This is a genomic window from Streptosporangium sp. G11 (assembly GCF_051192615.1).
Classification (GTDB): Bacteria; Actinomycetota; Actinomycetes; order Streptosporangiales; family Streptosporangiaceae; genus Streptosporangium.
The window spans coordinates 1-24454 of the sequence record NZ_JBPJUQ010000070.1; the positions used below are offsets into that span (position 1 = coordinate 1).

The following is a 24454-nucleotide window of genomic DNA, read 5'->3' on the forward strand; positions in this document are numbered from 1 at the left end:
GGGCATCCGCTGGGGCGGACGCCCTATCAAGGCCGCAGCCTGACAAACCCGGTGAACCTATGCGGTCACGGCACTAGGTGGCCCACTCGTCACGGTTCGCCCATCGGTGGGCGCCCTGGCGGACGGCGGTGTGGACGGCGCGGGCGATGCGGGCGCCCCAGGTGGAGCGGGGACCGCCGAAGAGCTCCTCGGGGCCGCCGGGGATACGGTCGGGGGCGGCCACGCAGACAGCGTCGGAGGCGGTGCCGGTGCAGGGGAAGCCGGCCTCCAGCAGCGCCTGGGTCTTGGCCTCGGTCACCGTCATGACCGCGTTGACCAGGGCGGCGTCGCTCATGGCGACCGGTACGGCGACGGCGATGTTGATCGTTCCCGGCAGGAACATGGGGGCCAGCTCGGGGTCGGCGGCGCCCTCGGGGGCGGCGGCCCAGGTGGGAACGCGCAGGCCGACGGTCGCCACGACCTCCGCTCCCCCGTCGCGGGCCCGGGTGAAGTGGTCGACCGACGCCGCGGTGAGCATGCCGACCCCGGGGCCGGCCGGGGCCAGCTCCAGCAAGTGGTCCACCGGGTCCATCCGCGAGTATCCGGCGACCACCTGCGCGTTGAGCATCCAGGCCGCCGGGCCGATGCCGCCGCCGACCATGGCCGAGGAGATCGCCCGCCACCCGGGCCCGAACTCCCACAGCAGCGAGGCCAGCCGGGCGCCGTCCTCGTCGCGGTGGCTCAGCCTCAGTGCGGCTCCGTGTGACCCTCGGATCCGCTCGGGGACGTCCGGCCGGACCTCGATTCCGCTCACGAACGCTCCAGACGAATCCAGGTCCCGCTCAGGGACGCTCCAGGTGGACCTCGGGCCTGCCGCCGGGACCGGTCGCGACGCGGACGCGGGCGTCGAAGTGCTCACCGATCAGCTCCCCGGTCAGCACCTCGCCCGGGGTGCCGGAGGCGGCCACCCGGCCGCCCGAGAGCAGCATCATCGAGTCAGCGTACTGACCCGCGAGGCTCAGGTCGTGGAGGGTCGTGACGACGGTCAGCCCGTCGGCCAGCCGGAGACGGTCCACGAGTTCCAGCACCTGCTGCTGGTGTCCCAGGTCGAGGGCCGTGGTGGGCTCGTCGAGCAGGAGCACCAGGGCCTGCTGGGCCAGCGCCCTGGCGAGCACGACGCGCTGGCGCTCGCCGCCGGACAGGTTGGCGAGCGGGCGGGCGGCGAGGGAGGACAGGTCCAGCCGTTCCAGCACCGACGCGGTCACCTCGCGGTCGTGGCGGCCCTCACGGCCCAGGTAGGGGATGTACGGGGTGCGGCCGAGCAGGGCGTAGTCGAACACGGTCATGTCGACCGGCAGCGCCGGGGACTGCGGGGCGTAGGCCAGCAGCCTGGCCCGTTCCCTGGGCCTGAGCCGCCTGAGCGGCGTGTCGTCGACGAGCACCTCGCCCCCGAAGGGCAGCACTCCCGCCAGTGCCCGTAGCAGCGTGGACTTGCCCGCGCCGTTGGCGCCGATGACGGCCAGCCAGTCGCCGTCCCGTACGTCGAGCCCGACGCCGGACAGCACCGCGCGCCGGTCCAGCACGACCGACAGGTCCCTCACCACGAGGTGGCTCACCGGTCTCCCCTCCGCTTCTCGCCTTCGCGCGACGCGCGGGTCACGGTCGCACGCCCACCGCATGCACGGATCACGGTCGCACGCCCACCGCCCGGGCGGGCCGTCACGTTCACCCCGCGGCTCGCGCGCGGCGTCATGTCTCCACCCGGCGGGTCACGCGCAGCACGGCCACGAAGAACGGCGCGCCGACGAAGGCGGTCACCACCCCGATGGGCAGCTCGGCGGGGGCGAGCACGGTCCTGGCGATCAGGTCGGCGAGGACCAGGAAGGCGGCCCCGCCGATCAGCGAGATCGGCAGCACGATCCGGTACGACGCCCCGGCCAGGCGTCGGACCACGTGCGGAACGACGATGCCGACGAAACCGATCAGCCCGCTGACCGCGACGGCCGCCGCGGTGGCCAGGGAGGCGGCGAGCAGCACGAGGAGACGGACACGGGCGGCGTTCAGGCCGAGGGTGACCGCCTCGTCGTCGCCGACCGAGAGCACGTCGAGGAGCCTGCCGTGGAGCAGCATGACCACCACCGAGACGGCGGCGTACGGGGCGACGAGCGTGACCTGGCCCCAGCCGCCGCCGACGTCGCCGAGGATCCAGGCGTAGATGCGCTGGAGCTCCTCCACCCTGAGCTGCTGCAGGAACGTCTGGACGGCGGTGAGGAAGGACGTGACCGCGACGCCCGCGAGGACCAGCGTGGCGGTGCCGCCGCCCCGGCCCGCCACGCTGCCCAGCGCGTACGCGAGCAGCACGCCGCCGACGGCCCCGGCGAAGGCCGCGGCGGGAATGCCTATCGCTTCGACGTCGCCGCCGGTGAAGACGATCGCCGCCGTGGTCGTCAGACCGGCGCCCGCGGCGGCTCCCAGCAGGTAGGGGTCCACGAGCGGGTTGCGGAAGACGCCCTGGTAACCGGCTCCGGCGACGGCCAGCAGGCCGCCGACGATGGCGGCGAGCAGGACCCGGGGCAACCGCAGCTCGGTCAGCAGGCCCAGCTCGACCGGGGCCAGCCCCGAGTCCACCGAGACGAACGGCAGCCAGTCGAGCAACTGGAGCATCACGCTGGTCGGCGCGACGTCCGCCGCGCCGACCAGCAGTCCGGCGAGCATGCTCGCCAGGAGCACGCCCACGGCCGAGAGCGTCACCGCAGGGCTCAGCCTGGCCGCCTGCCTGCTCTGGGCACCGGCCTCCCGGGCCGCACCGGTGCCCGTGTCCGCGTCCGTGTCCGTGTTCGTGCCGGTGCCGACACCGGTGCCGGGGGGTGAGGACCCCGAGGTCGCGTCACCCGGACTCCCCGGATGTCCAGGGCGGATGCCTCGTCCTTCAGGGCGGGTCGGAAGCATGTCTCGTTTCTTCCTGGCGCCGGTCAGCCTGCCGCCGCCTTCTGGACGGCGTCGCCGACCTGCTTGGCGAGGTCGACGACGCGCGGCCCCCAGCGAGAGGCGACGTCGTCGTCGAGGAGGACGACCCGGTCGTTCTTGACGGCCGAGAGCTTGGACCAGCCGGGACGCTTGGCCAGGGTGTCCCTGGACTGCGCGCAGCACTTGGTGTCGGCCAGGAAGACGAGGTCGGGGTCGGCCTGTGCGACGAACTCGGCGGAGAGCTTGGGGTAGCCACCGGCCGCGTCGGGAGCCTTGTCGGCGATGTTGGTCATGCCGAACAGCCCGTAGATCTGGCCGATGAAGGTGGTGGAGGTGGCCGAATAAGGGGTGATGTCCAGCTCGTGGTAGTAGGTGAGCTTCGCGTCCTTCGGCGCGGCGGCGGCGACCTCGTCGAGCTGCTTTCTCATCCCGGCGACGAGCTCGGTGGCCCTGTCGCCGTTACCGGTGGCGGCGCCGAGGTCGGTGATCTGGTCGTAGGCCTCCTCGAGCTTGGTCGCGGGGGGCTCCAGCAGCACGGGGACGCCGACCTTGCCCAGCGCGGCCACGACGCTGTCGGCGTCGTTGGCGACCACGACCAGGTCGGGTTTGTTGGCGATGATCGCTTCCACGTTCGGCTTGAAGCCGGACAGCTCGCTCTTCGGCGCCTCGGCGGGATGGGTGGACTGGTCGTCCACCGCCACGACCTGCGGCCCGGCGCCGATCGCGAACAGGCTCTCGGTGGCGGTGGGCGACAGTGAGACGATCCGCTCGGGCCTCTTGGCGACGGCGACGGGGCCGTTGCCCGCCTCGACGGTGACGGGGAATCCCGCCGCCGAGGGGGTGGCCGCGGCGCTCGCGGAGGTGGCGGGGGGTGAGGTGGGAGAGCTCTGGCCGCATCCGGCCAGGGTCAGCGCGGCGAGCAGGGCACCGGCGAGGGCGCTGTGTACGGGCCTCACATGAGGTCCTTTCAGTTGCCGGAACCGAGGGACCCAGGAGGGACGGGTCACCCTTTTCCACGAGGGTTGGCGTCGACGCGGCGGAGGCGACCTGGCTCGACCCCTTGGGGCCATGACAGTTGCGGGACAGCGCCGGGCTCACACCGGACTTCGCTCACGCTGCGCGTCAGAGGAACGGTATCAATCCCCCCTGACGTCCCCAAAGGGTCCCCGGTTCCAAGGCCCCCGGCCCGCGCCCTCCGGCGAACCGCCCCAGCCGGAGCCGCCGCCACGACGAGCCTCGCCCGGTACAAGTCGCACCCGGCACAAGTCGCACCCGGTACGAGTCGCCTCACCCGACCGAATCGCGCCATCGGGACGACCCGCGCCACCGGCGGGCGCTCCTCGACCGAGCCGCCCCTCAGCCGAACCACTCCCCGGCCGAGCCGCCCCTCGACCAAGGCGCTCCCCGGCCGAATCACCTCTCAGTCGAATTGCTCCTCGGCCGCGGCGATGATCTCCTGCAGGCGCAGGCCGTGCGCGGCGTCCAGGGGGTGGCCGCCGCCGCGCCGTACGGTCAGCGCGAACTCGTCGAGCATGAGGGAGAAGACGTCGGAGCCCAGCCGGGTGCCGTCGATGGACTCCCGGCCGAGGCGCCCGTAGATCTCGACCTCGGAGGGCGGGTTCTCACCCGGCACGCTCATGCACAGTGACGCCTCGCTGACCGCGCCGGTCTCGTGCTCGAGCAGCAGGCCGACCCAGCCCAGCGGGTTGCCGTGCGCCCGGACCCCGACGACCCTGCCGAGCGCCGCGTCCAGCATGTCGATCATGTGCGGGCCGACGTCGAGGATCGCGCCGCGCTCCAGCCGCCAGGAGGTGGCGAAGGCCCCGCCGAGCATCGCCCCGGATATGCTGGCCGCCCGGCCGCCGAACGGCTCGATGGCCGACACCCTGGCCAGGAAGGCACGGGTGGCGGGCGAGTAACGCCAGGTGAGGACCATCTGCGAGGCCACGCCCGCCTCGGCGACCGCCTCGGCCAGCCGCCGGGCCCCGTCCAGGTCCGCGGCGAGCGGTTTCTCCAGCAGCAGCGCCTTGCCCGCCCTGGCCGCGCGTACCCCCAGCTCGGCCTGCACGGCGGGCGGCACCGAGAACGCGACCGCCTCACAGTTGTCGAAGAGCTCCTCGATCCGCTCGAAGACCGGGGCACCGAACCTGGCCGCCGCTTCGGGACGGCGGGCCCACACGCCCGCCAGACGCGTGTTCGGACCGGCCGCCAGCATCGGCGCGTGCACCATCTCGGCCCACGGCCCGGCGCCCACCAGACCCACAGATAACGTCACCGATCCAGTTTCGCACGCTCTCCCCACTGTGATCGCGTGCCCTGGCGGGATGCCGAGGGGAGGGGCTCGCGGGGCTCCGACCCGCGGGAACGCCTCCGCGGGGCTCCCGGGGCCTCCTTCGAACGCTCCCCGAAACCCCCGAAAAACTCTCCGGGCACCCTCCGGAGGCGGGAGGGTGACGGGTGGCGGCGCCCTCCGTACCGGCATGATGGTGGTCACCATGAACCAGATGATTCTGCTGCGGCACGGCGAGACCGAGTGGAGCAGGGACGGCCGGCACACCGGGCTCACCGACCTGCCACTGACCGCCAAGGGCGAGGATCAGGCGCGGGCGCTGGCCCCGCTGATCGCGGGCCGGACGTTCGACCTGGTCCTGGTGAGTCCGGCCGGGCGCGCGAGAGACACCGCCAAGCTGGCCGGGATCAGGGACTACGAGATCGAGCCCGACCTGTGGGAATGGGACTACGGCGGCTACGAGGGCGTCACCACCGCCACGATCCGCGAGAGCCGTCCCGGCTGGTATCTGTGGCGCGACGGTGTCGTCCCCGGCGACGCCGGCCATCCCGGCGAGAGCGCGGAGCAGGTCGGCGCCCGCGCCGACCGGGTGATCGCCCGTGCCGGGAAGGTGGAGGGCGACGTGGTGGTGGTCGCCCACGGGCATTTCCTGCGGGTGCTGTGCGCCCGCTGGCTCAAGATGTCCCCGCGGGACGGGCGTCTCTTCCGTCTGGACACGGGGACCTACTCCCGGCTCGGCTTCGAGCACGGCGAGCCGGTGGTCCTCACCTGGAACGCCCCCGTCTGACCCCGGAAGGGCTCAGGCAGAGAAGAGGCGGGAGCCGGGGAGGGCCGCGAGGAACTCCCCGGCCCTCGCGCTCCGGCCGGGCGCGATCACGCCGTACGAGGTGGAGGTCTCGCTCAGGCGGCGGCCGCGGCGGGCTGGGGGCCCCGGCCGGTCAGCCATTCGAGGACCTTGCGATGACCGTGGCAGGCGTCCTCGAAGTGACCCCAGCGCCAGTAGCGCGGCTGGTCGCGCACTCCGGTGACCCATGTGCGGTAGGACACCGGAGTGGGCGCACCCTCCCCCGTCGCCGAGGCGACACCGTAAGTGCGGATCACGACGCGCCCGCCTGGTGCGAACAGCACGTCGTCGGCCACCGGATACAAGGTCATCTGGTCGAGCACGGTTTGAGCCCCCAATCACTGTGATCTCAAACTCTTCCGTGCTGATCCACTCCCCCGGTTACATCACGGGCGCACCACGGTTAACCTGGCGTCCCTGATGTAAAAACGGTGTTACACCGTTAAACCGTCGAACTCCCCATCCTTCACCCCGAGTACCAGGGCACGAATCTCATCCCGCGTGTAGATCAGGGCGGGCCCCTCGGGGAAACGCGAGTTGCGGACCGCGATGCTGCCATCCGACAGCTCGGCCAGTTCGACGCAGTTACCCGTCGAGTTGCTGTGGCGGCTCTTGCGCCAGCTGGCCCCGGCAAGGTCAGTGGCGGGCATGCCGTTGTAGGTCTGCTTCATTTACATCTCTCTGAGAAGGTCGCCGAGGATCTCGGCGGTGCCCCCGGGCGTGGTGCTTTCCACGCACAACTGCTCCATGGCCGTGAGGTATGGATCGATGTCCTCACGTTTGTCCAGGTAGAGGGCACCCCAGAGCTGCTCGACATAGACGACGTCCGACAGGTCGGACTCGGGAAACCGCAAGATGCTGAACGCACCACCCTCGGCCGCGTGCATACCGAATCGGAAGGGCATCACCTGAAGGGTGATGTTGGGAAGCGTGGACACTTCCAGCAGGTGCTGCAGCTGCTCACGCATGATCTCCTTGCCTCCGATGGGACGCCTCAGGGCCGCCTCGTCGATGACCGCCCACAACCGGGGGCCGTCCTTCTTCGTCAGGCGATCCTGCCGCTGCATGCGCATATGCACACGACGCTCGATCTCCGCCTCCGGCACGTCCGGGTAGCCCAACCGGATCACTGTGCGCGCGTAGGCGGACGTCTGCAGCAGGCCGGGAATGAACTGCACCTCGTAGGTGCGGATCATGTTCGTCGCCTCCTCCAGCCCCACGTAGGTGGTGAACCAGTGCGGCAACAGGTCGCCGTACTTGTGCCACCAGCCCGGGGTGTTCGCCTCGCGGACCATCTCCAGCAGGCCGCGCCGTTCTGCGTCGTCGAGCACGCCGTACAGGGTGAGCAGGTCTTCCACGTCACGCGTCTTGAAACCGACGCGGCCGAGTTCCATGCGGCTGATCTTGGACTCCGAGGCACGGATGTGAAATCCCGCGGCCTCACGGGCAAGCCCCTTCTCCTCACGCAGTCGGCGCAGGCTCGCGCCGAGCATGATTCGCCGAACGGTGGAACCGGTACCGGGCGGATCCATGGACACGTGGTGCTCCTCGCTCGCTTTCCTGATCGACAGTCTGTCACTTCATGGCCAAAGAATCCTTGGCCAAGACCAAGATCCCCTTTCGTCCAGAATCACCCAATCAGGGGTAACGGTAGCGGTTGCACAGACCTTATGCACGTGCATTCGCTCTTGCACCTGCACGGGAGTTTGCAGCATGATGACGGCTGTGCAGTCCGCCCAAACCGCGCCCCCCCGAGCGTCAACGTCATGGACGGCGCTCGACTGGTGGCCCCCCGCCGGCTGGTGGCCCGATTCCGCGCGCGATCTTCTCCCTGGATCCCCCGCAGCCATGGCCAGCGCCACCTTCGTCCTCCCACCACACGCCGAGTCCGTCCACTCCGCCCGCAGCTTCGCGACGGGCACCCTCACCGGCTGGAACCTCGGTGAGCTGAGCGAGAACATGGAGCTGGTGGTCTCCGAGCTGGCGACCAACGCCTTCAGGCACGGCCTGAGACTCGCCGAGTCACGGGCCAGGGAGCCGATCCGGCTCTCCCTGCTCCGGCGGGGCGGGCTCGTCGCCTGCACGCTCAACGATCCGGGGGCGGGTTTCCCCGCGCTCCGCGATCCCTCCCCCCTCGACATCGGCGGCCTCGGACTGCACATCGTCGAGTCGCTGAGTCTCCGCTGGGGCTGGGCGCCACTGGCCCCGTACGGCAAGATCGTGTGGGCCGTCCTCAGGACGGGCCTTCAGGAGGAGCCGGACCCCCTCGACCACCCGTAGCCCTCTTCCCTGGCGATCCCGACTTCCCGGGTGACCCCGCGGACGCCCTCGGGCGTACCCGTCCCCTCGGGCCCGAGGTTTTCCAAGGGCTCCAACGACCTTCTCCGCTCTCCAGGACCTCTACCGAACCCTCCCGGACGGCGCCGCCCCTTCCCCTTAGAGGCGCCGACCGGTCCCGGGGCCGCCACTCCTTCCGCCTCGCGGCCCCGGGACCGGTCAGAACCGGACGGTGAGCTCTATAACGCATCGCATTCTGCGCGGTAGATGCCGTCAGAGATGCCCTCTGCATTACCGTGGATGTTTATGGCTCACGGAGAGTCCCCGCGCGAGATTCCTGAGAGAGCTGCGAGATGGACGATCACCTGCTCGGCTGGTTGAAAACCCTCGACGAAGAACGGCTCGCCCGAGTTCTGGCCAACCGGCTGGACGCCATCGCCCCACCGTGGCCGCGCCGCCTCGACACCCTGGCGCAGCGGCTGGGCAACGGGTTCGCGGTGATGGAGGTCATGCGCGGCCTGCCGCTGCCCTCTTTGGAGGTCGCGCAGGCGTCACTGGCCCTCGGCGAGCAGGCCGGGCCGAAGACGGTGGCCCGGTTCATGGGCGTGCCCGAGGCCGAGGTGGCGCCCTGGCTCGACCTGCTGTTCGACCACGCGCTGGCGTGGCCCGACGGCGAGGGCCGCATCCGCGTGGCCGAGGGGGTCGCCCGGTGGTGGGCGGCGCCCTGCGGGCTCGGTGAGCCGCTCCCCCACTACCTGAACTCCTGGACGGTCAGCGCCGACGCGCTGCGCGGGCTGGCCAGGACCCTCGGCCTGCCGCACGGCCCCAAGCGGCGTACGGTCACCCGGGTCGCCGAGATCCTCGCCGACCCGGCGCGGGTGACCGCGCTGCTGGAGAAGGCCCCGGAGGGCGCGAGACGGCTGCTGGAGGAGTTCGCCTGGGACGGCCCGGTCCGCGACGTGGACGGCGGCAGGTTCGTGGTGCCCGGCGCCCCCGAGAAGTGGGCGGCCGACCACGGGCTGCTCTTCCGTCCCAGCTGGAACGTGGCCGAGATGCCCCGCGAGGTGGCGCTCGCGCTGCGCGGTCCCGACTACCACCCTCCCTTCACCCCCGTCCCGCCCGACCTCGCCACCATCCCCGTCGACCCCGAGGCCGTCGACCACCTGATGACGCTGGCCGCCCCGCACGTGGTGGAGCGCTGCGCCGCCATGCTGGAGAACACCGCGAAATTCCCGCTGCCGCTGCTCAAGGCGGGCGGGGTCGGGGTGCGCGAGGTCCGGCGGGTGGCCAAGGACACCGGTTGCGACGAGGACGAGACCCGGCTGCTGCTCGAAGTCTGCGCGGTGGCCCGGCTGCTGGCCTGGGACGAGTCGGCGGGCGGGCTGGTGCCCACCGAGAAGTTCGACCGCTGGCGGCTGGACGACGCCGCCGCCAGGCTCAGGGTGCTGCTGTCGGCGTGGTGGCGGATGGAACGCTCGTCGCTGCGGAAGGTCGACGGCAAGTACGGCACGGTGCTCGGAGACGACCCGGCGGGAGCCATGGTCGCCCGCGCCCGGCGGGCACTGCTCGGCGTGCTGGCCCGCCTGCCCGCCAGCACGGCGTGCACCGACCGGGCGGGGCTGGTCAGGTCCGCGCACTGGCACGCCCCGCTGCTGGACCAGTCGCTGCTGGCCGAGTGCGCCCCCGCCGTGCTGGAGGAGGCCCGCATGCTCGGGCTGGTCGCCCTCGACACGATCACCGACCTCGGCCGGGCGATGGCCGGGCTGGACGCCTCCCCCGGCGACGAGATCGACGACTCGACCCCCATCGTGGAGAACGACCCCGTGCTGGTCGAGTGCTCCACCAGGGCGCTGGCCAGCGTGCGGCGGAGCGCGCTCTTCGGCGCCGACCTCACCGCCGTGGTGACCGGCCCGCCCGCCGGCGAGCTCGCCGAACTGCTCGACCGGGCCGCCGAACGCGAGTCACGGGGCGCGGCCTCGGTGTGGCGCTTCACCCCGGCCAGCGTGCGCCGGGCCATGGACTCCGGCTACACCGCGGAGGGCCTGCTGGCGGACCTCGCCGAGGTGGGCACGGTGCCGCAGCCTCTCGACTACCTGATACACGACGTGGCCAGGCGGCACGGCGAGGTCACGGTGACCACGGTCGCCTGCATCGTGCAGGCCTCCGACCCGGTATTGCTGGCCGAGATCGCCGGCCACCGGCGGCTGGGCAGGCTGGGCCTGCGGCTGCTCGCCCCGACCGTGCTGGCCAGTTCGATGCCCGCCGACAAGACCCTGGCGGCGCTGAGGGAGAACGGCTACGCGCCGGTGCCGATCGAGGACACCGGCGAGATCACCATCCGCAGGGCCCGCGTCGAGGAGCCGCAGAACGGGCGGCTGATCCTGCTTCCCGGGGGCCGGGTGGCCGAGTTGGAGCAGCCTTCCTACCCGCTGGTGGAGCCGCCTCCCGACCCTCGCGAGCACGCCCAGCGCCTGCTCGTCGCCGAGGGCGAGGCCTCCCAGTCCGTCGGCAGGACGTGGGCGGTCATCGGCCGCATGGCCTCCCGCCTGCCGACCGCGCAGCAGTCGCTGCTCGGCTTCGTCGTCGACCGCGGCGTACGGGCGGCGATCACGCTGACCGACGGCCTGACCGCCACCATCAGCCACGGCGAGCTGCGCAGCGGTGTGCTCGACGCGTGGTGCGAGGAGGCGGGCGACTATCTGGAGTTTCCGCTGGCCGACATCGTCGAGGTCCGCGGCACCTACGCCTGAGCCTGGTCCCGACCCGTCCAACCGCCCGTACCCTGCGCTTGATCCCGACCTGTACGACCGCCCGCACCTGCGCCAGGTCCCGGCCCTACGACCGCCCGCGCCTACGCCTGGTCCCGGCCGTACGACCGCCCACTCTCCCGGAGCCCGATCCCGCTCTCCGTGGTGGCGACCCGGCTAGAGCTTCTTGGCCTTGGCGAGGTCGGTGTGGAGCTGCTCCAGCACGTCGGCGTAGCCCTGGTAGCTGTAGCGCTCCTCCGCGTGCCACTGGTAGACCTGTCCCGCCTTGACCGCGGGCAGCGCGGCGAACGTCGGCTTCTTCTTCATCTCCTCGGGCCGCATCGACTGCGTGCGGGCGTCCACCAGGATCACGTCCGCCTCGTAGGTGTCGGCGTTCTCCCAGCTCAGGGTCTGCCAGAAGCCGCCGTCGTCGACCTTCTCCGGCACCACGAGGTCCAGGCCGAGTTCCTTGAAGTAGCGCACGTCCGCGTGGTCGTCGGGGTTGGCCACCCACATCGCCTCCGGGCCGCCCGCCATGACCAGGACCTTCAGGCCCTTGGCCTCGGGGGTGGGGAGCGCCGCGGAGGCGGCGTCGAACCTGGCCTTGGCCCCGGCCACGTCGGGGGCGTTGAGGTCCGCGCCGAGGGCGGCGGCGACCTGCCCGTACCTCTCGATGAGCTTGGGCACCGACACCCCGACCAGGCTGACGCCGAGGGTGGGCGCGACCTGCTCGATGGTGGCGGTGGACTTCTGCGGCACGTACCAGAGGGCGTCCTTGGTGTACATGCCGCTGACCAACAGGTCCGGCTGGAGCGAGATGTACTTCTCGACGTTGAACTCGTCCCACACGTTGCCGATGGACTCGACCTTGGTGATGTCGACGTCGCCGACCTGGGGGTCCTTCGTGCCGTCCTTGAGCTTGTGCGGCCCGAAGACGGCGACGGGGCGGACGCCGAAGTCCCAGAGCGCGGCGGCGGCACCGACCTGGGCGACGACGCGGGCCGGGCGCTTGGGCACGTCGATCTTCTTGCCACGGTCGTCGGTGAAGGTCCACGGGCCCGCCGCAGGGGAGGCGGCGGCCGGAGAGCCGCCCGGCGCCGCGGTCGTCTCCGCTCCGCTCCCGCACGCGGCCAGGACGAACACGAGACCGAGGCCCGCGGCCAGGAATCCTCGCCGGGGCAGGATAGATAGGGACATTTACCCCTCCAAAGGATAGGTTTACCTAAATGACTCGTGCATTAGATTAGCCTTACCTAACCATTACCGACGAAGAGGGGTACCTGGTGAGCGGGGCCGGTGTGGCCACGGCCGCGTCCGATACATCCGGAAAACCGGATGAGACGCGTCCCGGGCGAGCGGGAGGGCCAGGGCGGCGCTCGGCGGTTCTGGCGGCCGGGCTGCTGGCCGGGCTGGCGGCCCTGGCGGCGCTGGCGATGGTCAGCGTCGCGGTGGGTTCGCGCTCGGTCCCGCTGTCCACGGTGCTGGACGCGCTGCTCGCGCCCGACGGGTCCGCGGACCACACGGTCATCAGGGACCTGCGCGTACCGAGGACCCTGATCGGCATCGGCGTGGGAGCCGCACTCGGCCTGGCCGGCGCGCTGATGCAGAGCCTCACCCGCAACCCGCTCGCCGACCCCGGGCTGCTGGGCGTCAACCAGGGCGCCGCGCTCGGCGTGACGGTCGCCATCGGGCTGCTCGGTGTGAGCGAGCCCTCCCTCTACGTCTGGTTCGCGTTCGCCGGCGCCGCCGCCGCCGCCGCGCTGGCCTACGCGCTCGGCTCCGCCGGGCGGTCGGGCGGCGGGCCGGTACGGCTCACGCTCGCCGGTGTCGCGCTGGGCATGGTCTTCAACGCCGCCGCCTCGGCGATCCTGCGTACCGACAACGCGACCTTCGACCGGATGCGGTTCTGGCTCACCGGCTCGCTGGCCGGGGTCAGCGGCGACGTCGCGGTACGGCTCGCCCCGTTCCTCGCGGCCGGGCTGGTGCTCGGGCTGCTACTCGCCAAGCCGCTCAACGCCCTCGCGCTCGGCGACGAGGCGGGACGCGCGCTCGGCGTGAGCGTGGCCCGCACGCGCGGGCTGACCGCGATCGCCGTCACCCTGCTGTGCGGGGCCGCCACCGCCGCCGCCGGGCCCCTGTGGTTCGTGGGCCTGGCCGTGCCGCACGCGGTACGCGCCCTCACGGGGCCCGACCAGCGATGGGTCCTGCCCTACACCGTCGTGTTCGCCCCCGTGGTGCTGCTCGGCTCGGACATCCTCGGCCGGGTGGTCGCCGCCCCCGCCGAGGTGCAGGTGGGCATCATGTGCGCGGTCGTCGGCGCCCCGGTGTTCATCCTGCTCGCCCGCCGCCGGAGGCTCGCCGCCCTATGAACGTCATCGCGAACGCCCGGCCCGGAGACACACCGCGGAACATCACCGCGAACCACCACCTCGGAGACACACCGCGCGGCCCCCTCACGAACATCTCAGGACGCCCGCCTCAGAGAGTCACCGCCCCATGAGCATCTCACCGCGGACATCCGCCTCGAACGCCCTGCCCACCGCCCTGCGCCTGGGTCCCTGGTCGCTGCGGCTCGCACCGCGCGGCCTCGCCGCCGGGGTCGCCGTCACCGTCCTGGGACTGGCCATCAGCCTGGTCGCGCTGTCCACCGGCGAGTTCACCGTTCCCATCCCCGACATCGTGGCCGCGCTGTTCGGCGAGGGACCTCCGGCCGCCGAGCTCATCGTGGGCCGCCTGCGGGCGCCGCGTGTCGTGACTGGCCTGCTGGTCGGTGCCGCGTTCGGGCTGAGCGGGGCGATCCTCCAGAGTCTCACCCGCAACCCGCTCGGCAGCCCCGACTTCATCGGCTTCACCGCCGGGGCCTCCACCGGGGGCATCGCCGCGGTCGTACTGGGCGGCACCGCCTGGCAGATCGCGGGAGCCTCGCTCGCCGGGTGCGTCGTCTCCGCGCTGGTGGTGTACGCCCTGGCCTTCCGGCGCGGGGTACAGGGCTACCGGCTGATCCTGGTCGGCATCGGGATCGGCGCGCTGCTGATCTCCGCCGACTGGTACATGCTGACCCGCGCCAACATCAACGACGCCGCCACCGCCGGGGCGTGGATCACCGGCAGCCTCAGCGGGCGCGGCTGGGAGCACGCGCTCCCCGTCGCGTACGCGCTGGCCGTACTCCTGCCGATCTGCGCCTGGCTGTCGCGCCCGCTGCGGATGATGGAGATGGGCGACGACGCGGCCAGGGCCGCGGGCATCCGCGTCGAGCCGGTGCGCGCGACGGCCATCGCCGTCGGCGTACTGCTGTGCGGGGTCGCCACCGCCGCCGCCGGACCCGTGATCTTCGTGGCGATGGCCGCGCCCCAGCTGGCCCGCCGGATCGCCCGCTCCCCCGGCGTCACCATGCTCACCTCGGCGCTGACGGGCGCCACACTGCTGGTCGGCGCCGACCTGGCCGCCCAGCGCGTCTTCGCACCGGTGCAGCTGCCGGTGGGAATCATGACCGCCGCGATCGGCGGGATATACCTGGTGTTTCTACTCCGGAGGGAACGACGTTGAGACTGCACGGCACCGGACTGACGCTCTCCTACGACAAGCGCGTGGTGGCCACCGACCTGGACGTCACGATCCCCGACGGATCGTTCACCGTGATCATCGGCCCCAACGCGTGCGGCAAGTCCACCATGCTGCGCGCCCTGGCCCGCATGCTCAAGCCCCGCGCGGGGACGGTACACCTGGACGGGGCCGTGATCACCTCGCTGCCGTCCAAGGAGGTCGCGCGCAGGCTGGGCCTGCTGCCGCAGAGCTCGATCGTGCCCGACGGCATCACGGTCGCCGACCTGGTGGGCCGGGGCCGCTACCCGCACCAGCGGCTGATGCGGCAGTGGTCCCGCGAGGACGAGGTCGCGGTGGCGGCGGCCATGGAGTCGACCGACGTGACCGAGCTGGCCGACCGCTGCGTGGACGAGCTCTCCGGCGGCCAGCGCCAGCGGGTCTGGCTGGCCATGGCTCTGGCCCAGGAGACCCCGATCCTGCTGCTCGACGAGCCGACGACCTTCCTGGACATCGCCCACCAGATCGAGGTGCTCGACCTCTGCGCCGACCTGCACGAGCAGGGCAGGACCCTGGTCGCCGTGCTGCACGACCTGAACCAGGCCTGCCGCTACGCCACCCACCTGATCGTGATGCGCGACGGCCGGATCGTCGCCGAGGGCGACCCCGCCTCGATCATCACGGCCGCGCTGGTGGAGGAGGTCTTCGAGCTGCGCTGCGAGATCATCGAGGACCCGCAGAGCGGCACCCCGCTGATCGTCCCCGAGACCCGCCGCCGCGCTCCCGCCCGCACGTAGCCACCACCCGCACGTGGCCACCGTCCGCACGTGGCCACCGTCCGCACGTGGCCACCGCCCGCACGTGGCCACCACCCGCGCGTGGCCACCGCCCGCACGTGGTCCTCACCCGTACGCGGGCGCGGCCGCTGGTCAGCCCTCCAGCGCGACCCGACGGGCCAGTCCCAGGGGGAGCCCGCCGGAACCGGCCAGCGTGTCGTGGAAGGCGCGCAGGTCGCCGTGGCCCGAGGCCAGGTAGTCGTCGCGGATGCGGTCGATCTCCAGGGCGCCGGTCAGGTAGGAGGGCGCCTGGGTGGGCCACGCGCAGTAGCGGTCGACCTCGCCCCTGGCCGTGCCGGGGGTGAGCGACGATTTCGTGGTCATGTACTCCTCGGCCTGCTCGATCGTCATGTCGCCGCAGTGCAGCGAGGTGTCGACGACGATGCGGGCCGCCCGGAAGAGCCTGAAGTCAAGGTGGGCGAGCTCCTGGGCGGGGGTGGTGAAATACCCCTGCTCGTGCATGAGCTTCTCGACGTACAGGCCCCAGCCCTCGGCGAAGTACGGGGTGCGAAACAGCCTGCGGGCCCGCCGGGGGTTGTCCGCCATCCACGACAGGTGCCAGTGGTGGCCGGGGTAGGCCTCGTGGACGGCGATGGACGGCATCTGCGCCCTGGCGTTGGTGCGCAGCCGCTGGCGGATCTGCTCCCCGGTGAACGAGGACGGGGTGAACGGGACGAAGAAGTGCCCGACCCTGGAGGTCGACAGGGGCGGGGGCGACATGTAGGAGGCGACGGCGACGATGGGCCGCTGGAACTCCGGCGAAGGGACCACCCTGCACTCCTCGCCCTCCGCGAAGGTCACCAAGCCGCGCTCGCGGACGAACTTCCTGGCCCGTTCCGTCTCGGCCTCGTACTCGGCCCGCATGTCCTCCAGCGTCGGCGCGTGGTCGTCCTGGAGCTCGGTGACGGCCGCGTGCCAGTCGCCGGAGCCGCCGTCCAGCCTGGCGGCGATCTCGCGCATCCGCGCGTCCAGCTCGTCGTAGGCGGCCTGGCCTCGCGTGAGCAGCTCGTCGGCGCCGTAGCCGAGCATCTCCCGCTCACGCAGCAGGGTGGAGTAGAGCTCCTCCCCCATCCGCCAGGTGCCGGTCGCCCGGAAACCCTCCAGGAATTCCACCAGCTCGTCGAAGGCCGCCGCCGCGGGCTCGGCCGCCGCGGCCAGCCGGACGCGCAGGGCCTCGTCGGCGACCTGGCCGGGAACCGTCTCGGTGAGGAAGCGCCGGGCGGTCCTCGACTGGCCCAGCCCTCGCTGGACCAGCAGCGGAGCCGCCAGGGCGGGGTCGAGGTTGGCCCGGCAGGCGGCGATGACGTCCGGCACCTCGGCCAGCCGCGCGACGGCCGCGTCCACCAGCTCGGCCTCGGTGGACAGCCGCTGCAGGAACGGCCCGAACATCGACGAGAAGATCGGTCCCACGTAGGCGGACGGGTCGCGCCGCCAGACGGGCCACGCCTCGTACGCGAGCCCGCCGCGCAGCGTGGACATGACCAGTTCCCGGTCGATCTCGTCCTCGAAGCTCTCGAAGTCCCCGGGAGCCCCCGGACCGCGGTCGTCCCCGAGGCTCCCGGGACTCGCGGGAGCCCCGACCTGTCGGAGCCGCTCCAGCCAGCGGCGCGCCTCCCGCTCCCTGGCGAGGATGCCGGACTCGGTGAAGTCACCGAGAGTCCTGTCGTACCCCTGCGCGCCCGCGAGGGCGGCGTAGGCGGGATTCGCCGCCAGATACCAGTCAAGGAAGCCGCTTACGAGCTCAGGAGACGTCATAACGCCGGATCCTACTCGGCGGATGATCTCGTCACCGGGGTCGTCGCGCGCCGATCTCCCGGTGGCCGGGACCGCCCGGACACCCCCTGACCCGTCCGAACACTCCCGAACGGACCCGCTGGGCGCACCCCGGGCGCACCCCGGACGAGCCCGCTGGGCGCACCCCGGCTGGAGCCGAGTCGGCGGACCAGCGGGCACGGCTCCGCGGTTCCCATAAACTCTTGGTGTGGGCGACCCGAAGTTCGAGATCCAGATGCTCCACGACCGCGTCATGGTCAAGATCGAGCAGGAGTCCGAGGAGCGGCGCAGCACCGCGGGCATCGTCATCCCGGCAACGGTGAAGATGGCCAACCGCCTCGTCTGGGGTGAGGTCTGCGGCGCGGGCCAGAACGCCCGCGCGGTCAAGGTCGGCGACAAGGTCCTGTTCAACCCCGAGGAGCAGTACGAGGTCGAGGTCCACGGCCAGCTCTATCTCGTCATGCGCGAGCGCGACCTGCACGCCATCGCCACCCCGCAGACCGACAACGGCACCGGCCTGTACCTGTGAGGCCCGCGGAGCTCGCGGAGCCCGCGAGTTCCGGGACGTCCGCGAGGCGTCGCCCACCCGCCCGGCACCCCGGACGCGCGGGTCACTTCCGGGTGTAGCCGAGATAGAGCTTGTTGGACCAGTCGGCGGCGGAGAAGGCGGCCAGGACCCGCGTGGTCTTGCCCTTCAGGGTGGACAGGACCACCTGATAGTGGCCGGAGGCGGGGATGACGGCGATGAAGTGCTTCTCGTCCCACCAGCCCCACAGCGCCTTCGGCCGGATGCCGGGCACCTTGGCCGCCAGCTTGCCCGAGGTGCGGTCCCAGACGCAGACGTGCTCGGTGTAGCTGGACGGGCACCAGGTCATCAGGCCCCGCCCCGAGGGGGTGAAGGCGTCCTCCCCACCGGCGGGCCTGCCGGTCTTGGCCAGGGTGCGGCGGATCGCGCCGTCCTGCCCGTAGAAGCGGCTGCCACCCGAGTGTTCGGCCACGACGTCGACGCCGTCGGAGCTCCAGCGGAACCTCGCGGCCTTGTCGACGTTGGCCACGGTCACCGTCTTGGCGCTCTTCGCGGCCACGTCGACGATCACGAACCCGGAGGTCACCCAGGCGGATCCGCTCTTCCGCTCGGTGGTCAGCACCGCCTTGCCGCCGTTGCGGTTCCAGTGAACGTAGTGCGCGACGAGCGGCTTTCTCACCGTACGGATCCTGGTGCTCTTGGAGGTCGCCAGGTCGAGCAGGACGACCGAGTCGTAGCCGCTCTGGTACGAGGTGGGCACCGCGAGGGCCTTGTTGCCCTTCGGCGCGACCGTGATCTCCTGGTAGGCGGCCTGCCGGGTGAATCCGGCGCCCCTGCGCAGGTAGGTCATCTTGCCGAAGGAGTAAGAGGTCACCCTGAGCGGGTCCTTGGAATCCTCCCTGACGGTGACCCGGGTGCCGGGCAGCACGATGTCGACGGGCGCGGCGGCGGATTCGGCGGCCGCCCGCTCCGCGGCGTGCGCGGCCGCCGGAACCGGCACGATCACCGAGGCCAGGACGACGAGGCAGCCGAGCAGCCGGTAAATCCCAGGAGTCACGGACACGGCGGAATACTAAGCCGGAAAGCCCTCAAGATCTTGATCTAGAACGAATCGGTTAGAAAAGGTGTGAGAGAGGCCGTCCGGGGTGAAGGGACACCGGAAGGCGGGCGCGACGGGAGCGCGGGAGCGCGGCGAGGCGGCGGCGCGGGGTTCCGGGGATCTCCCGGACGCGAGGTCCCGAGGATCTCCCGGACACGGGGTCCCGGGAATGTCCCGGACACGGGGTCCCGGGAATGTCCCGGACGCGAGGTCCCGGGGATCTCCCGGACGTCGAGTTCCGAGGACGAGCGAACGCGGGGGCGGTTCCCGGGGCGGCGCGACGGGCAGACCGAAAACGAACGGCGATTTTACGACGGCGACTTCCGTGCCGTCCCCCGCCGTTTTCGCGGAGAGCCCGTGACGCGCAACGCAAAGTCACCCGGGCCGGGTGGGGCGGATTCGGCTCTGCTGAGATCTGCGGACCCCTTAAGGCCTGTATCACCGATTAATGTCCTCCCATGAGGGATCGGTCATGTGTATCCCGTTCCTGGGTGTCCACCGCGGCCGGTTACGCGGCGATGGCGATCGGCGTCCTGGACATCGTCAGGGCCGTGCTGCCCGCGTTCAGGAGGAGCCGCGCGGGCGAGATCGCCGGGTTCCTGCCCGGGACGTTCACCTCGTTCGCCCAGGCGGTCTCGCTCGTCCTCGGCGTCCTGATCGTCATGCTCGCCCACGGTCTCCGGCGCAGGAAGACGCGGGCCTGGCGGGCGGTGATGGTGCTCCTGCCGTTGAGCGCCCTCGTGGAGCTCCTGCACTCGCACCACCCCTTCAGCGCCGCCCTCAGCCTGCTGGTCGTCACCCTGCTCGTGATCAACCGGCGTGAGTTCCACGCCCTCTCCGACCCCCGGACCCGCTGGCGGGCGCTGTGGAACTTTCTCGTCCTGGGCGTCCTGGACATCGCCATCGGCTGGGTCGTGGTCAACGCCCACCCCCGGAGCCTCGTCGACGATCCCAGTGCCGGAGAGCGGCTCCAGCACGTGCTGCTCGGTCTCATCGGGGTGGAGGGCCCGGTCAGGTACTCCTCGGAGCGGACCGCCGACCTGGTCTACTTCTCCCTCGTCGGTCTCGGCGCGCTCACCGCGGTGACGACCCTCTACCTCGTACTGCGGCCGGAGAGGCCCGTCGCCGAGCTGGGCCCCGAACAGGAGGAGACGGTTCGCGAGCTGCTCGCCCGGCACGGCGCCCGTGACTCGCTGGGCTACTTCGCGCTGCGCCGCGACAAGAGCGTCGTGTTCTCCCCGACGGGCAAGGCGGTGATCGCCTACCGCGTGGTCTCGGGGGTCATGCTGGCCAGCGGCGACCCCATAGGGGACGTCGAGGCGTGGCCGGGCGCGATCAGGCGGTTCATGGAGGAGGCACAGCGGCACGCCTGGGTACCCGCCGTGATCGGCTGCAGCGAGAAGGGCGGTGAGGTCTGGACCAGGGAGGGCCGCCTGTCCGCCCTGGAGATCGGCGACGAGGCCGTCATCGACGTCGCCGCCTTCACCCTCGAGGGCCGGACGATGCGCAACGTCCGGCAGATGGTGAACCGGGTGGAGCGCGCGGGCTACACCTGTCTCGTACGGCGGGTCGGGGACCTCACGGAGGCGGAGAAGGACCGGATCCGGCACGCCGCAGACTCCTGGCGCGGCACGGACACCGAGCGGGGCTTCTCCATGGCGCTCGGCCGTTTCGGCGACCCCGCCGACGCCGAATGCGTCGTCGTCACGGCGCACGGACCCGCCGACGGCGCCGGGAGCACCGCGAAGGCCGTGGAGGCCACGGGGACCACGAAGACCACGGGGACCGCTGACGGCCGGGGCGGCGCGGACGGCGAAAGCGGTGGGGACGGCGAGGGCGCGGCGGGCGGCGGGACCGGGCCGGGCGAGGACATCCGCGCCGTCCTGCACTTCGTCCCCTGGGGGGCGGACGGCATGTCCCTCGACCTGATGCGCCGCGACCACGACGCCGACCCGGGCCTCAACGACCTGCTGATCGTCAAGGCCCTGCAGGCGGCCCCGGCTCTCGGCGTGAGCATGGTCTCGCTCAATTTCGCCATGTTCCGCGCCGCGCTCGCCAGGGGCGAGCGGCTGGGTGCGGGCCCGATCCTCCGCGTCTGGTACGGCGTCCTGGTCTTCCTGTCCAGGTGGTTCCAGATCGAGTCGCTCTACAAATTCAACGCGAAGTTCCAGCCGCTGTGGAAACCCCGCTTCCTGGTCTATCCCGCGGCGCGGGACCTTCCGCGGATCGGCATGTCGGCGCTCCAGGCGGAGGCCTTCATCTCCCTCTGCCTTCCCTGCTTCGCCTCCCACCGCATCAGGATCCCCCGCCCGACATATCACCGCACCTGACGCACTCCATGACCATGGGGACACGGTGCCGCCGATGTTCGTAGAACCGGTGACCGAGCGCCGCCACGACGAGCACCCCGCCGAGCAGCAGAAGCATGAACGGCCCGTACTTCTCGTGTCCTATCAGGCCCATGACGAGATGGGCTATTCCAGCGGCGACGATGATCGCGCCGACATTGAGCAGTTCCCTGTTGAGCGTCCACCCCGAGGCGGATCGTTCCCGTTCCGTCTCACTCATGCGTCCAGGCTCACTACCGCCGGTTACAGGTCCCGGCGGATCCCGTCACCGCGATGTAAAACACGGAGCATCTTCCCGCGCCGGCGAACGTGTGAACCATGTGATCCGCCGGGAAACACGCCTTCGCGCGGGGACGGCGAGCGGCGGGGCCCGTCAGCCGCCGAGCCTGCGGAACGTACGCGTCGACAGGGGCAGGAAGACGGCGATCAGCAGCAGCGGCCAGACCACCGCCATGAGCGTGGCGTTCTGCGTGGCCCAGGACTCACCCGCTCCCCAGCCGGGGTTGTCGAAGAGTCCCCTGGCGGCCGTGGCGGTGGCCGAGAGCGGGTTCCACTCCGCGATCGCCCCGAGCCAGCCGGGCATGGTGGCGGGGTCGACGAACACGCTGGACAGGAAGCCGACGGGCCAGACCAGGATCTGCACGGACGTCACCACCTCCGGCCCTCCCGCGACGAGACCGATGTAGATCCCCACCCAGAGCAGGGCGAAGCGCAGCAGCAGGAGCAGGCCCACGGCGGCCAGCGCCGCGGGCAGGCCGCCACCGGCGCGCCAACCGAGCAGCAGCCCGGTCACGATCATGACGGCCAGCCCGACGACCGAGTTGAGCATGTCGGCGATCCCCCGGCCCATGACGACCGCGGAGGCGCTCATGGGCATCGACCTGAACCGGTCGGTCACCCCCTTGGCCGCGTCGGTGGTGACCGCCATCATCGTGCTCTCCAGGCCGAAGAGCATGGTCATGGCGAACATGCCGGGGATCAGGAAGTCGAAGTAACCTCCCCCGCCGGGGACGCCGATGGCGCCGCCGAACAGCCCGCCGAACATCAGCACCATCATGATCGGGAAGAACCAGCCGAGGACGACCGGGCCGGGCCGGCGGACCCAGTGGTTCAGGTCGCGCAGGGTGATGGTCCAGGAGTCGGCCAGCGCCCAGCCGAACCGGGACATCGGGGACTTGGCGGGCAGGGGCGAGGTCGTCGTACTCATGGGGACACCTCCGTACGGGTGGCCGGGGCGGCGGCCGGGAGCGGCCCGGCCCTTCCACACCGCCCGTCAGGTGCAGGAACACCTCGTCGAGCGTGGGGCGGCGCAGCGTGACGTCGAGCGGCTCGATCCCGGCGTCGCCGAGCGCGGTGGCCATCGTGACGAGCGCCCGGGTGCGCTCGGCGACCGGGACGCTCACCCGGCACGCCTCGGCGTCCACATGGATCTCGCCGGACGCGACCCGCGCCGCGAGGGCCTCCGCCTCGGCCGTGTCCGCCGGGCCGGCGAGGACGAGGTCGAGCCAGTCGCCGCCGATCGCGGACTTCAGCTCCTCGGGGGTGCCCTCGGTGACGACCCGGCCCGCCCCGAGCATCGTGACGCGGTCGGCCAGCCGGTCCGCCTCCTCCAGGTACTGGGTGGTGAGCAGCACGGTCGTGCCGGAGCCGACCAGGTCGCGGATGGCCGCCCACACCTCCTGGCGGGCGGCCGGGTCGAGACCGGTCGTGGGCTCGTCCACGAAGAGCACCGGGGGCGCCACGATGAGGCTCGCCGCCAGATCGAGGCGCCTGCGCATGCCTCCGGAGTATTCGCCGACCGGCCTGCCCCCGGTGCCGGCCAGCGAGAAGCGCTCCAGCAGCTCGTCGGCCCGCCTCCGCGCCCTCGCGGCGGAGAAGTGGTTCAGCCTGCCGAACATCACCAGGTTCTGCCGCCCGCTGAGGATCTCGTCGACCGCGGCGTACTGGCCGACCAGCCCGATCCGCTCGCGTACCTGCCGCGCCTGCGCCTGGACGTCGAACCCCGCGACGCTCGCCCGGCCCGCGTCGGGGCGCAGGAGCGTGGACAGGATTCGAATCGCCGTCGTCTTGCCCGCGCCGTTGGGCCCGAGCAGGCCGCAGACCGTTCCGGCCTCCACCCGCAGGTCGAACCCGTTGAGGCCCGTCCCCTCGGCGGCGCCCGCGTAGTTCTTGCGCAGGCCGTGCGCGGCGATCGCCACCGCGTCCCGCCCGGCCGCCTTCGCGTCCACCCGTTTCACCTTCTCCACCCGTCTTCCCGTCCGGCGCCCCGGACAATTCACCCGACATCGACACGCTTCAGAACGTAGCCCGTACCGTACATCGTACGACTCAGCTACGGTGGTCCCAACGCCGAGAATCTGGAGACTCTTCCCGTGAGTGCTAAGAAAGCTTCCGACGCCGACCCGGCACGCAGCCTGGCGCTCCTGTGGGGATCGCACAGCAAACCGGGGCGCTCCGGGCTGACGGTGCGCTCGATCGTCCTGGCGGCCATCGAACTGGCCAACGCCGAGGGGCTCGACGCGGTCTCCATGCGACACGTCGCCGAGCGGCTCGAGGTCGGGACCATGTCCCTCTACACCCACGTCCCCGGCAAGGGCGAGCTGGTCGACCTCATGATCGACACCGCGTACGGGGAGCTCTACGACGACGTGGACGCCCCGTCCCGGCGGCCCGGCGGGTGGCGGGGCGCGCTGGAGTTCATCGCCGCCCGCAACTGGGACCTCTACCAGCGCAATCCGTGGATGCTGCAGATCATCGACGTCCGCTCCACGCTGGGGCCGAACGCGTCACTCAAGTACGAGGCCGAGCTGCGCCCGCTGGACGGCACCGGCCTGTCGGACGTCGAGATGGACTCCGTACTGGCCCTGGTGCTCAGCCACGTGGAGAGCACCGCCAGGGCCAAGGCCAACAAGGCCCGGATCCAGGAGGAGAGCGGGATCACCGACGTCGAGTGGTGGCTGTCCAACGCCCCGCTCCTCGACAAGATCATGGATGCCACCCGGTTCCCCCTGGCCTCCCGTGTCGGCCAGGCGGCGGGAGAGGCCTACCAGTCCGTCTCCGACCCCGCCCACGCCCTCACCTTCGGCCTGGAACGCATCCTGGACGGGATCGCCGGCCTGATCGCGGGCCGGGACCGCCAGTAGCGGCGCGGACCGGGATGGCCCGTGGCATCGCGGGCGGGGCTCGTCCGCGGCGCGGAAAAGCCACCGGACCGGGTGACCGTGCGGA

General features: G+C 71.6%; 22 protein-coding genes and 1 pseudogene. 9 read left to right on the top strand and 14 right to left on the bottom strand.

What is annotated here, in order from left to right; genetic code table 11:
• Window positions 1–73: 73 nt before the first annotated feature.
• The 5 genes from ACSDR0_RS39550 to ACSDR0_RS39570 form a co-directional block, all read right to left on the bottom strand.
• Complete coding sequence (locus ACSDR0_RS39550) at window positions 74–784, bottom strand: adenosylcobinamide amidohydrolase (RefSeq protein ID WP_435294118.1); 711 nt, start codon at window positions 782–784, stop codon at window positions 74–76.
• A 37-nt stretch (window positions 785–821) separates the two neighbouring features.
• Window positions 822–1595: an ABC transporter ATP-binding protein gene (locus ACSDR0_RS39555; RefSeq protein WP_435294087.1), complete on the bottom strand. Its 774-nt coding sequence runs from the start codon at window positions 1593–1595 to the stop codon at window positions 822–824.
• A gap of 133 nt (window positions 1596–1728) precedes the next feature.
• On the bottom strand, window positions 1729–2694 hold the full coding sequence (locus tag ACSDR0_RS39560; protein WP_435294119.1) for a FecCD family ABC transporter permease: 966 nt from the start codon (window positions 2692–2694) through the stop codon (window positions 1729–1731).
• Between the two features lie 257 nt (window positions 2695–2951).
• Window positions 2952–3902, bottom strand: a complete 951-nt coding sequence (locus ACSDR0_RS39565) for an ABC transporter substrate-binding protein (protein ID WP_435294088.1) — start codon at window positions 3900–3902, stop codon at window positions 2952–2954.
• Window positions 3903–4366: 464 nt separating this feature from the next.
• Entirely contained in the window at window positions 4367–5221 is an 855-nt protein-coding gene (locus ACSDR0_RS39570) for a Gfo/Idh/MocA family protein (RefSeq protein ID WP_435294089.1), read from the bottom strand.
• 220 nt (window positions 5222–5441) lie between these two features.
• Here ACSDR0_RS39570 and ACSDR0_RS39575 point away from each other — a divergent pair, with 220 nt between their 5' ends.
• Window positions 5442–6023 carry a histidine phosphatase family protein gene (locus ACSDR0_RS39575; RefSeq protein WP_435294090.1) on the top strand — a complete coding sequence of 194 codons (582 nt, stop codon included), beginning with the start codon at window positions 5442–5444 and terminating at the stop codon, window positions 6021–6023.
• 113 nt (window positions 6024–6136) lie between these two features.
• Here the strand turns inward: ACSDR0_RS39575 and ACSDR0_RS39580 are convergent, their stop codons facing one another.
• From ACSDR0_RS39580 to ACSDR0_RS39590, 3 genes are all read right to left on the bottom strand, one after another.
• Window positions 6137–6391 carry a hypothetical protein gene (locus ACSDR0_RS39580; protein WP_435294091.1) on the bottom strand — a complete coding sequence of 85 codons (255 nt, stop codon included), beginning with the start codon at window positions 6389–6391 and terminating at the stop codon, window positions 6137–6139.
• Between the two features lie 123 nt (window positions 6392–6514).
• Complete coding sequence (locus tag ACSDR0_RS39585; protein WP_329092568.1) at window positions 6515–6751, bottom strand: DUF397 domain-containing protein; 237 nt, start codon at window positions 6749–6751, stop codon at window positions 6515–6517.
• Complete coding sequence (locus ACSDR0_RS39590; protein WP_435294120.1) at window positions 6752–7612, bottom strand: helix-turn-helix domain-containing protein; 861 nt, start codon at window positions 7610–7612, stop codon at window positions 6752–6754. It lies immediately after the preceding gene.
• A gap of 316 nt (window positions 7613–7928) precedes the next feature.
• Here ACSDR0_RS39590 and ACSDR0_RS39595 point away from each other — a divergent pair, with 316 nt between their 5' ends.
• Both ACSDR0_RS39595 and ACSDR0_RS39600 read left to right on the top strand, forming a co-directional pair.
• A complete protein-coding gene (locus tag ACSDR0_RS39595) occupies window positions 7929–8360 on the top strand; it encodes an ATP-binding protein (RefSeq protein WP_435294092.1) in 432 nt (143 codons plus the stop codon).
• 350 nt (window positions 8361–8710) lie between these two features.
• Window positions 8711–11107 (top strand): helicase-associated domain-containing protein, encoded by a 2397-nt coding sequence (locus ACSDR0_RS39600; protein ID WP_435294093.1) that lies wholly within the window; start codon window positions 8711–8713, stop codon window positions 11105–11107.
• Window positions 11108–11281: 174 nt separating this feature from the next.
• Here ACSDR0_RS39600 and ACSDR0_RS39605 read toward each other — a convergent pair whose 3' ends face one another.
• Window positions 11282–12301, bottom strand: coding sequence for an ABC transporter substrate-binding protein (locus ACSDR0_RS39605; RefSeq protein ID WP_435294094.1), 1020 nt, complete (start codon window positions 12299–12301; stop codon window positions 11282–11284).
• An 86-nt stretch (window positions 12302–12387) separates the two neighbouring features.
• On the opposite strand from ACSDR0_RS39605, the gene ACSDR0_RS39610 reads away from it, so the two are divergent.
• The 3 genes from ACSDR0_RS39610 to ACSDR0_RS39620 all read left to right on the top strand — a co-directional run bounded on the left by ACSDR0_RS39610 (window position 12388) and on the right by ACSDR0_RS39620 (window position 15441).
• Window positions 12388–13473 carry a FecCD family ABC transporter permease gene (locus ACSDR0_RS39610; RefSeq protein WP_435294095.1) on the top strand — a complete coding sequence of 362 codons (1086 nt, stop codon included), beginning with the start codon at window positions 12388–12390 and terminating at the stop codon, window positions 13471–13473.
• Between the two features lie 127 nt (window positions 13474–13600).
• Entirely contained in the window at window positions 13601–14650 is a 1050-nt protein-coding gene (locus ACSDR0_RS39615) for a FecCD family ABC transporter permease (protein WP_435294096.1), read from the top strand.
• Window positions 14647–15441: an ABC transporter ATP-binding protein gene (locus ACSDR0_RS39620; RefSeq protein WP_435294097.1), complete on the top strand. Its 795-nt coding sequence runs from the start codon at window positions 14647–14649 to the stop codon at window positions 15439–15441. Before ACSDR0_RS39615 ends, ACSDR0_RS39620 begins: the two co-directional genes overlap by 4 nt.
• A 132-nt stretch (window positions 15442–15573) precedes the next feature.
• Here the strand turns inward: ACSDR0_RS39620 and ACSDR0_RS39625 are convergent, their stop codons facing one another.
• Window positions 15574–17235, bottom strand: a complete 1662-nt coding sequence (locus ACSDR0_RS39625) for a DUF885 domain-containing protein (RefSeq protein ID WP_435294098.1) — start codon at window positions 17233–17235, stop codon at window positions 15574–15576.
• A 226-nt stretch (window positions 17236–17461) separates the two neighbouring features.
• Between ACSDR0_RS39625 and ACSDR0_RS39630 the strand changes: the two genes are divergently transcribed.
• The gene (locus ACSDR0_RS39630; RefSeq protein WP_329092552.1) at window positions 17462–17782 is read left to right on the top strand and encodes a GroES family chaperonin; all 321 of its coding nucleotides are present in this window, start codon (window positions 17462–17464) and stop codon (window positions 17780–17782) included.
• An 82-nt stretch (window positions 17783–17864) separates the two neighbouring features.
• On the opposite strand, the gene ACSDR0_RS39635 is transcribed toward ACSDR0_RS39630, so the two are convergent.
• Window positions 17865–18842 (bottom strand): hypothetical protein, encoded by a 978-nt coding sequence (locus ACSDR0_RS39635; RefSeq protein WP_435294099.1) that lies wholly within the window; start codon window positions 18840–18842, stop codon window positions 17865–17867.
• A 527-nt stretch (window positions 18843–19369) separates the two neighbouring features.
• Between ACSDR0_RS39635 and ACSDR0_RS39640 the strand changes: the two genes are divergently transcribed.
• Complete coding sequence (locus ACSDR0_RS39640; protein ID WP_435294100.1) at window positions 19370–21208, top strand: phosphatidylglycerol lysyltransferase domain-containing protein; 1839 nt, start codon at window positions 19370–19372, stop codon at window positions 21206–21208.
• On the opposite strand, the gene ACSDR0_RS39645 is transcribed toward ACSDR0_RS39640, so the two are convergent.
• From ACSDR0_RS39645 to ACSDR0_RS39655, 3 genes and pseudogenes are all read right to left on the bottom strand, one after another.
• On the bottom strand, window positions 21174–21446 hold the full coding sequence (locus ACSDR0_RS39645) for a hypothetical protein (RefSeq protein ID WP_435294101.1): 273 nt from the start codon (window positions 21444–21446) through the stop codon (window positions 21174–21176). The two genes, ACSDR0_RS39640 and ACSDR0_RS39645, sit on opposite strands and share 35 nt — an antisense overlap.
• Before the next feature lie 153 nt (window positions 21447–21599).
• Window positions 21600–22433 (bottom strand): ABC transporter permease, encoded by an 834-nt coding sequence (locus ACSDR0_RS39650; protein WP_435294102.1) that lies wholly within the window; start codon window positions 22431–22433, stop codon window positions 21600–21602.
• A gap of 121 nt (window positions 22434–22554) precedes the next feature.
• Window positions 22555–23664 (bottom strand): annotated as a pseudogene (locus ACSDR0_RS39655) (ATP-binding cassette domain-containing protein); the annotation flags it as partial.
• On the opposite strand from ACSDR0_RS39655, the gene ACSDR0_RS39660 reads away from it, so the two are divergent.
• Window positions 23599–24369: a TetR/AcrR family transcriptional regulator gene (locus tag ACSDR0_RS39660; protein WP_435294103.1), complete on the top strand. Its 771-nt coding sequence runs from the start codon at window positions 23599–23601 to the stop codon at window positions 24367–24369. The pseudogene ACSDR0_RS39655 and the gene ACSDR0_RS39660 sit on opposite strands and share 66 nt — an antisense overlap.
• Window positions 24370–24454: the final 85 nt, after the last annotated feature.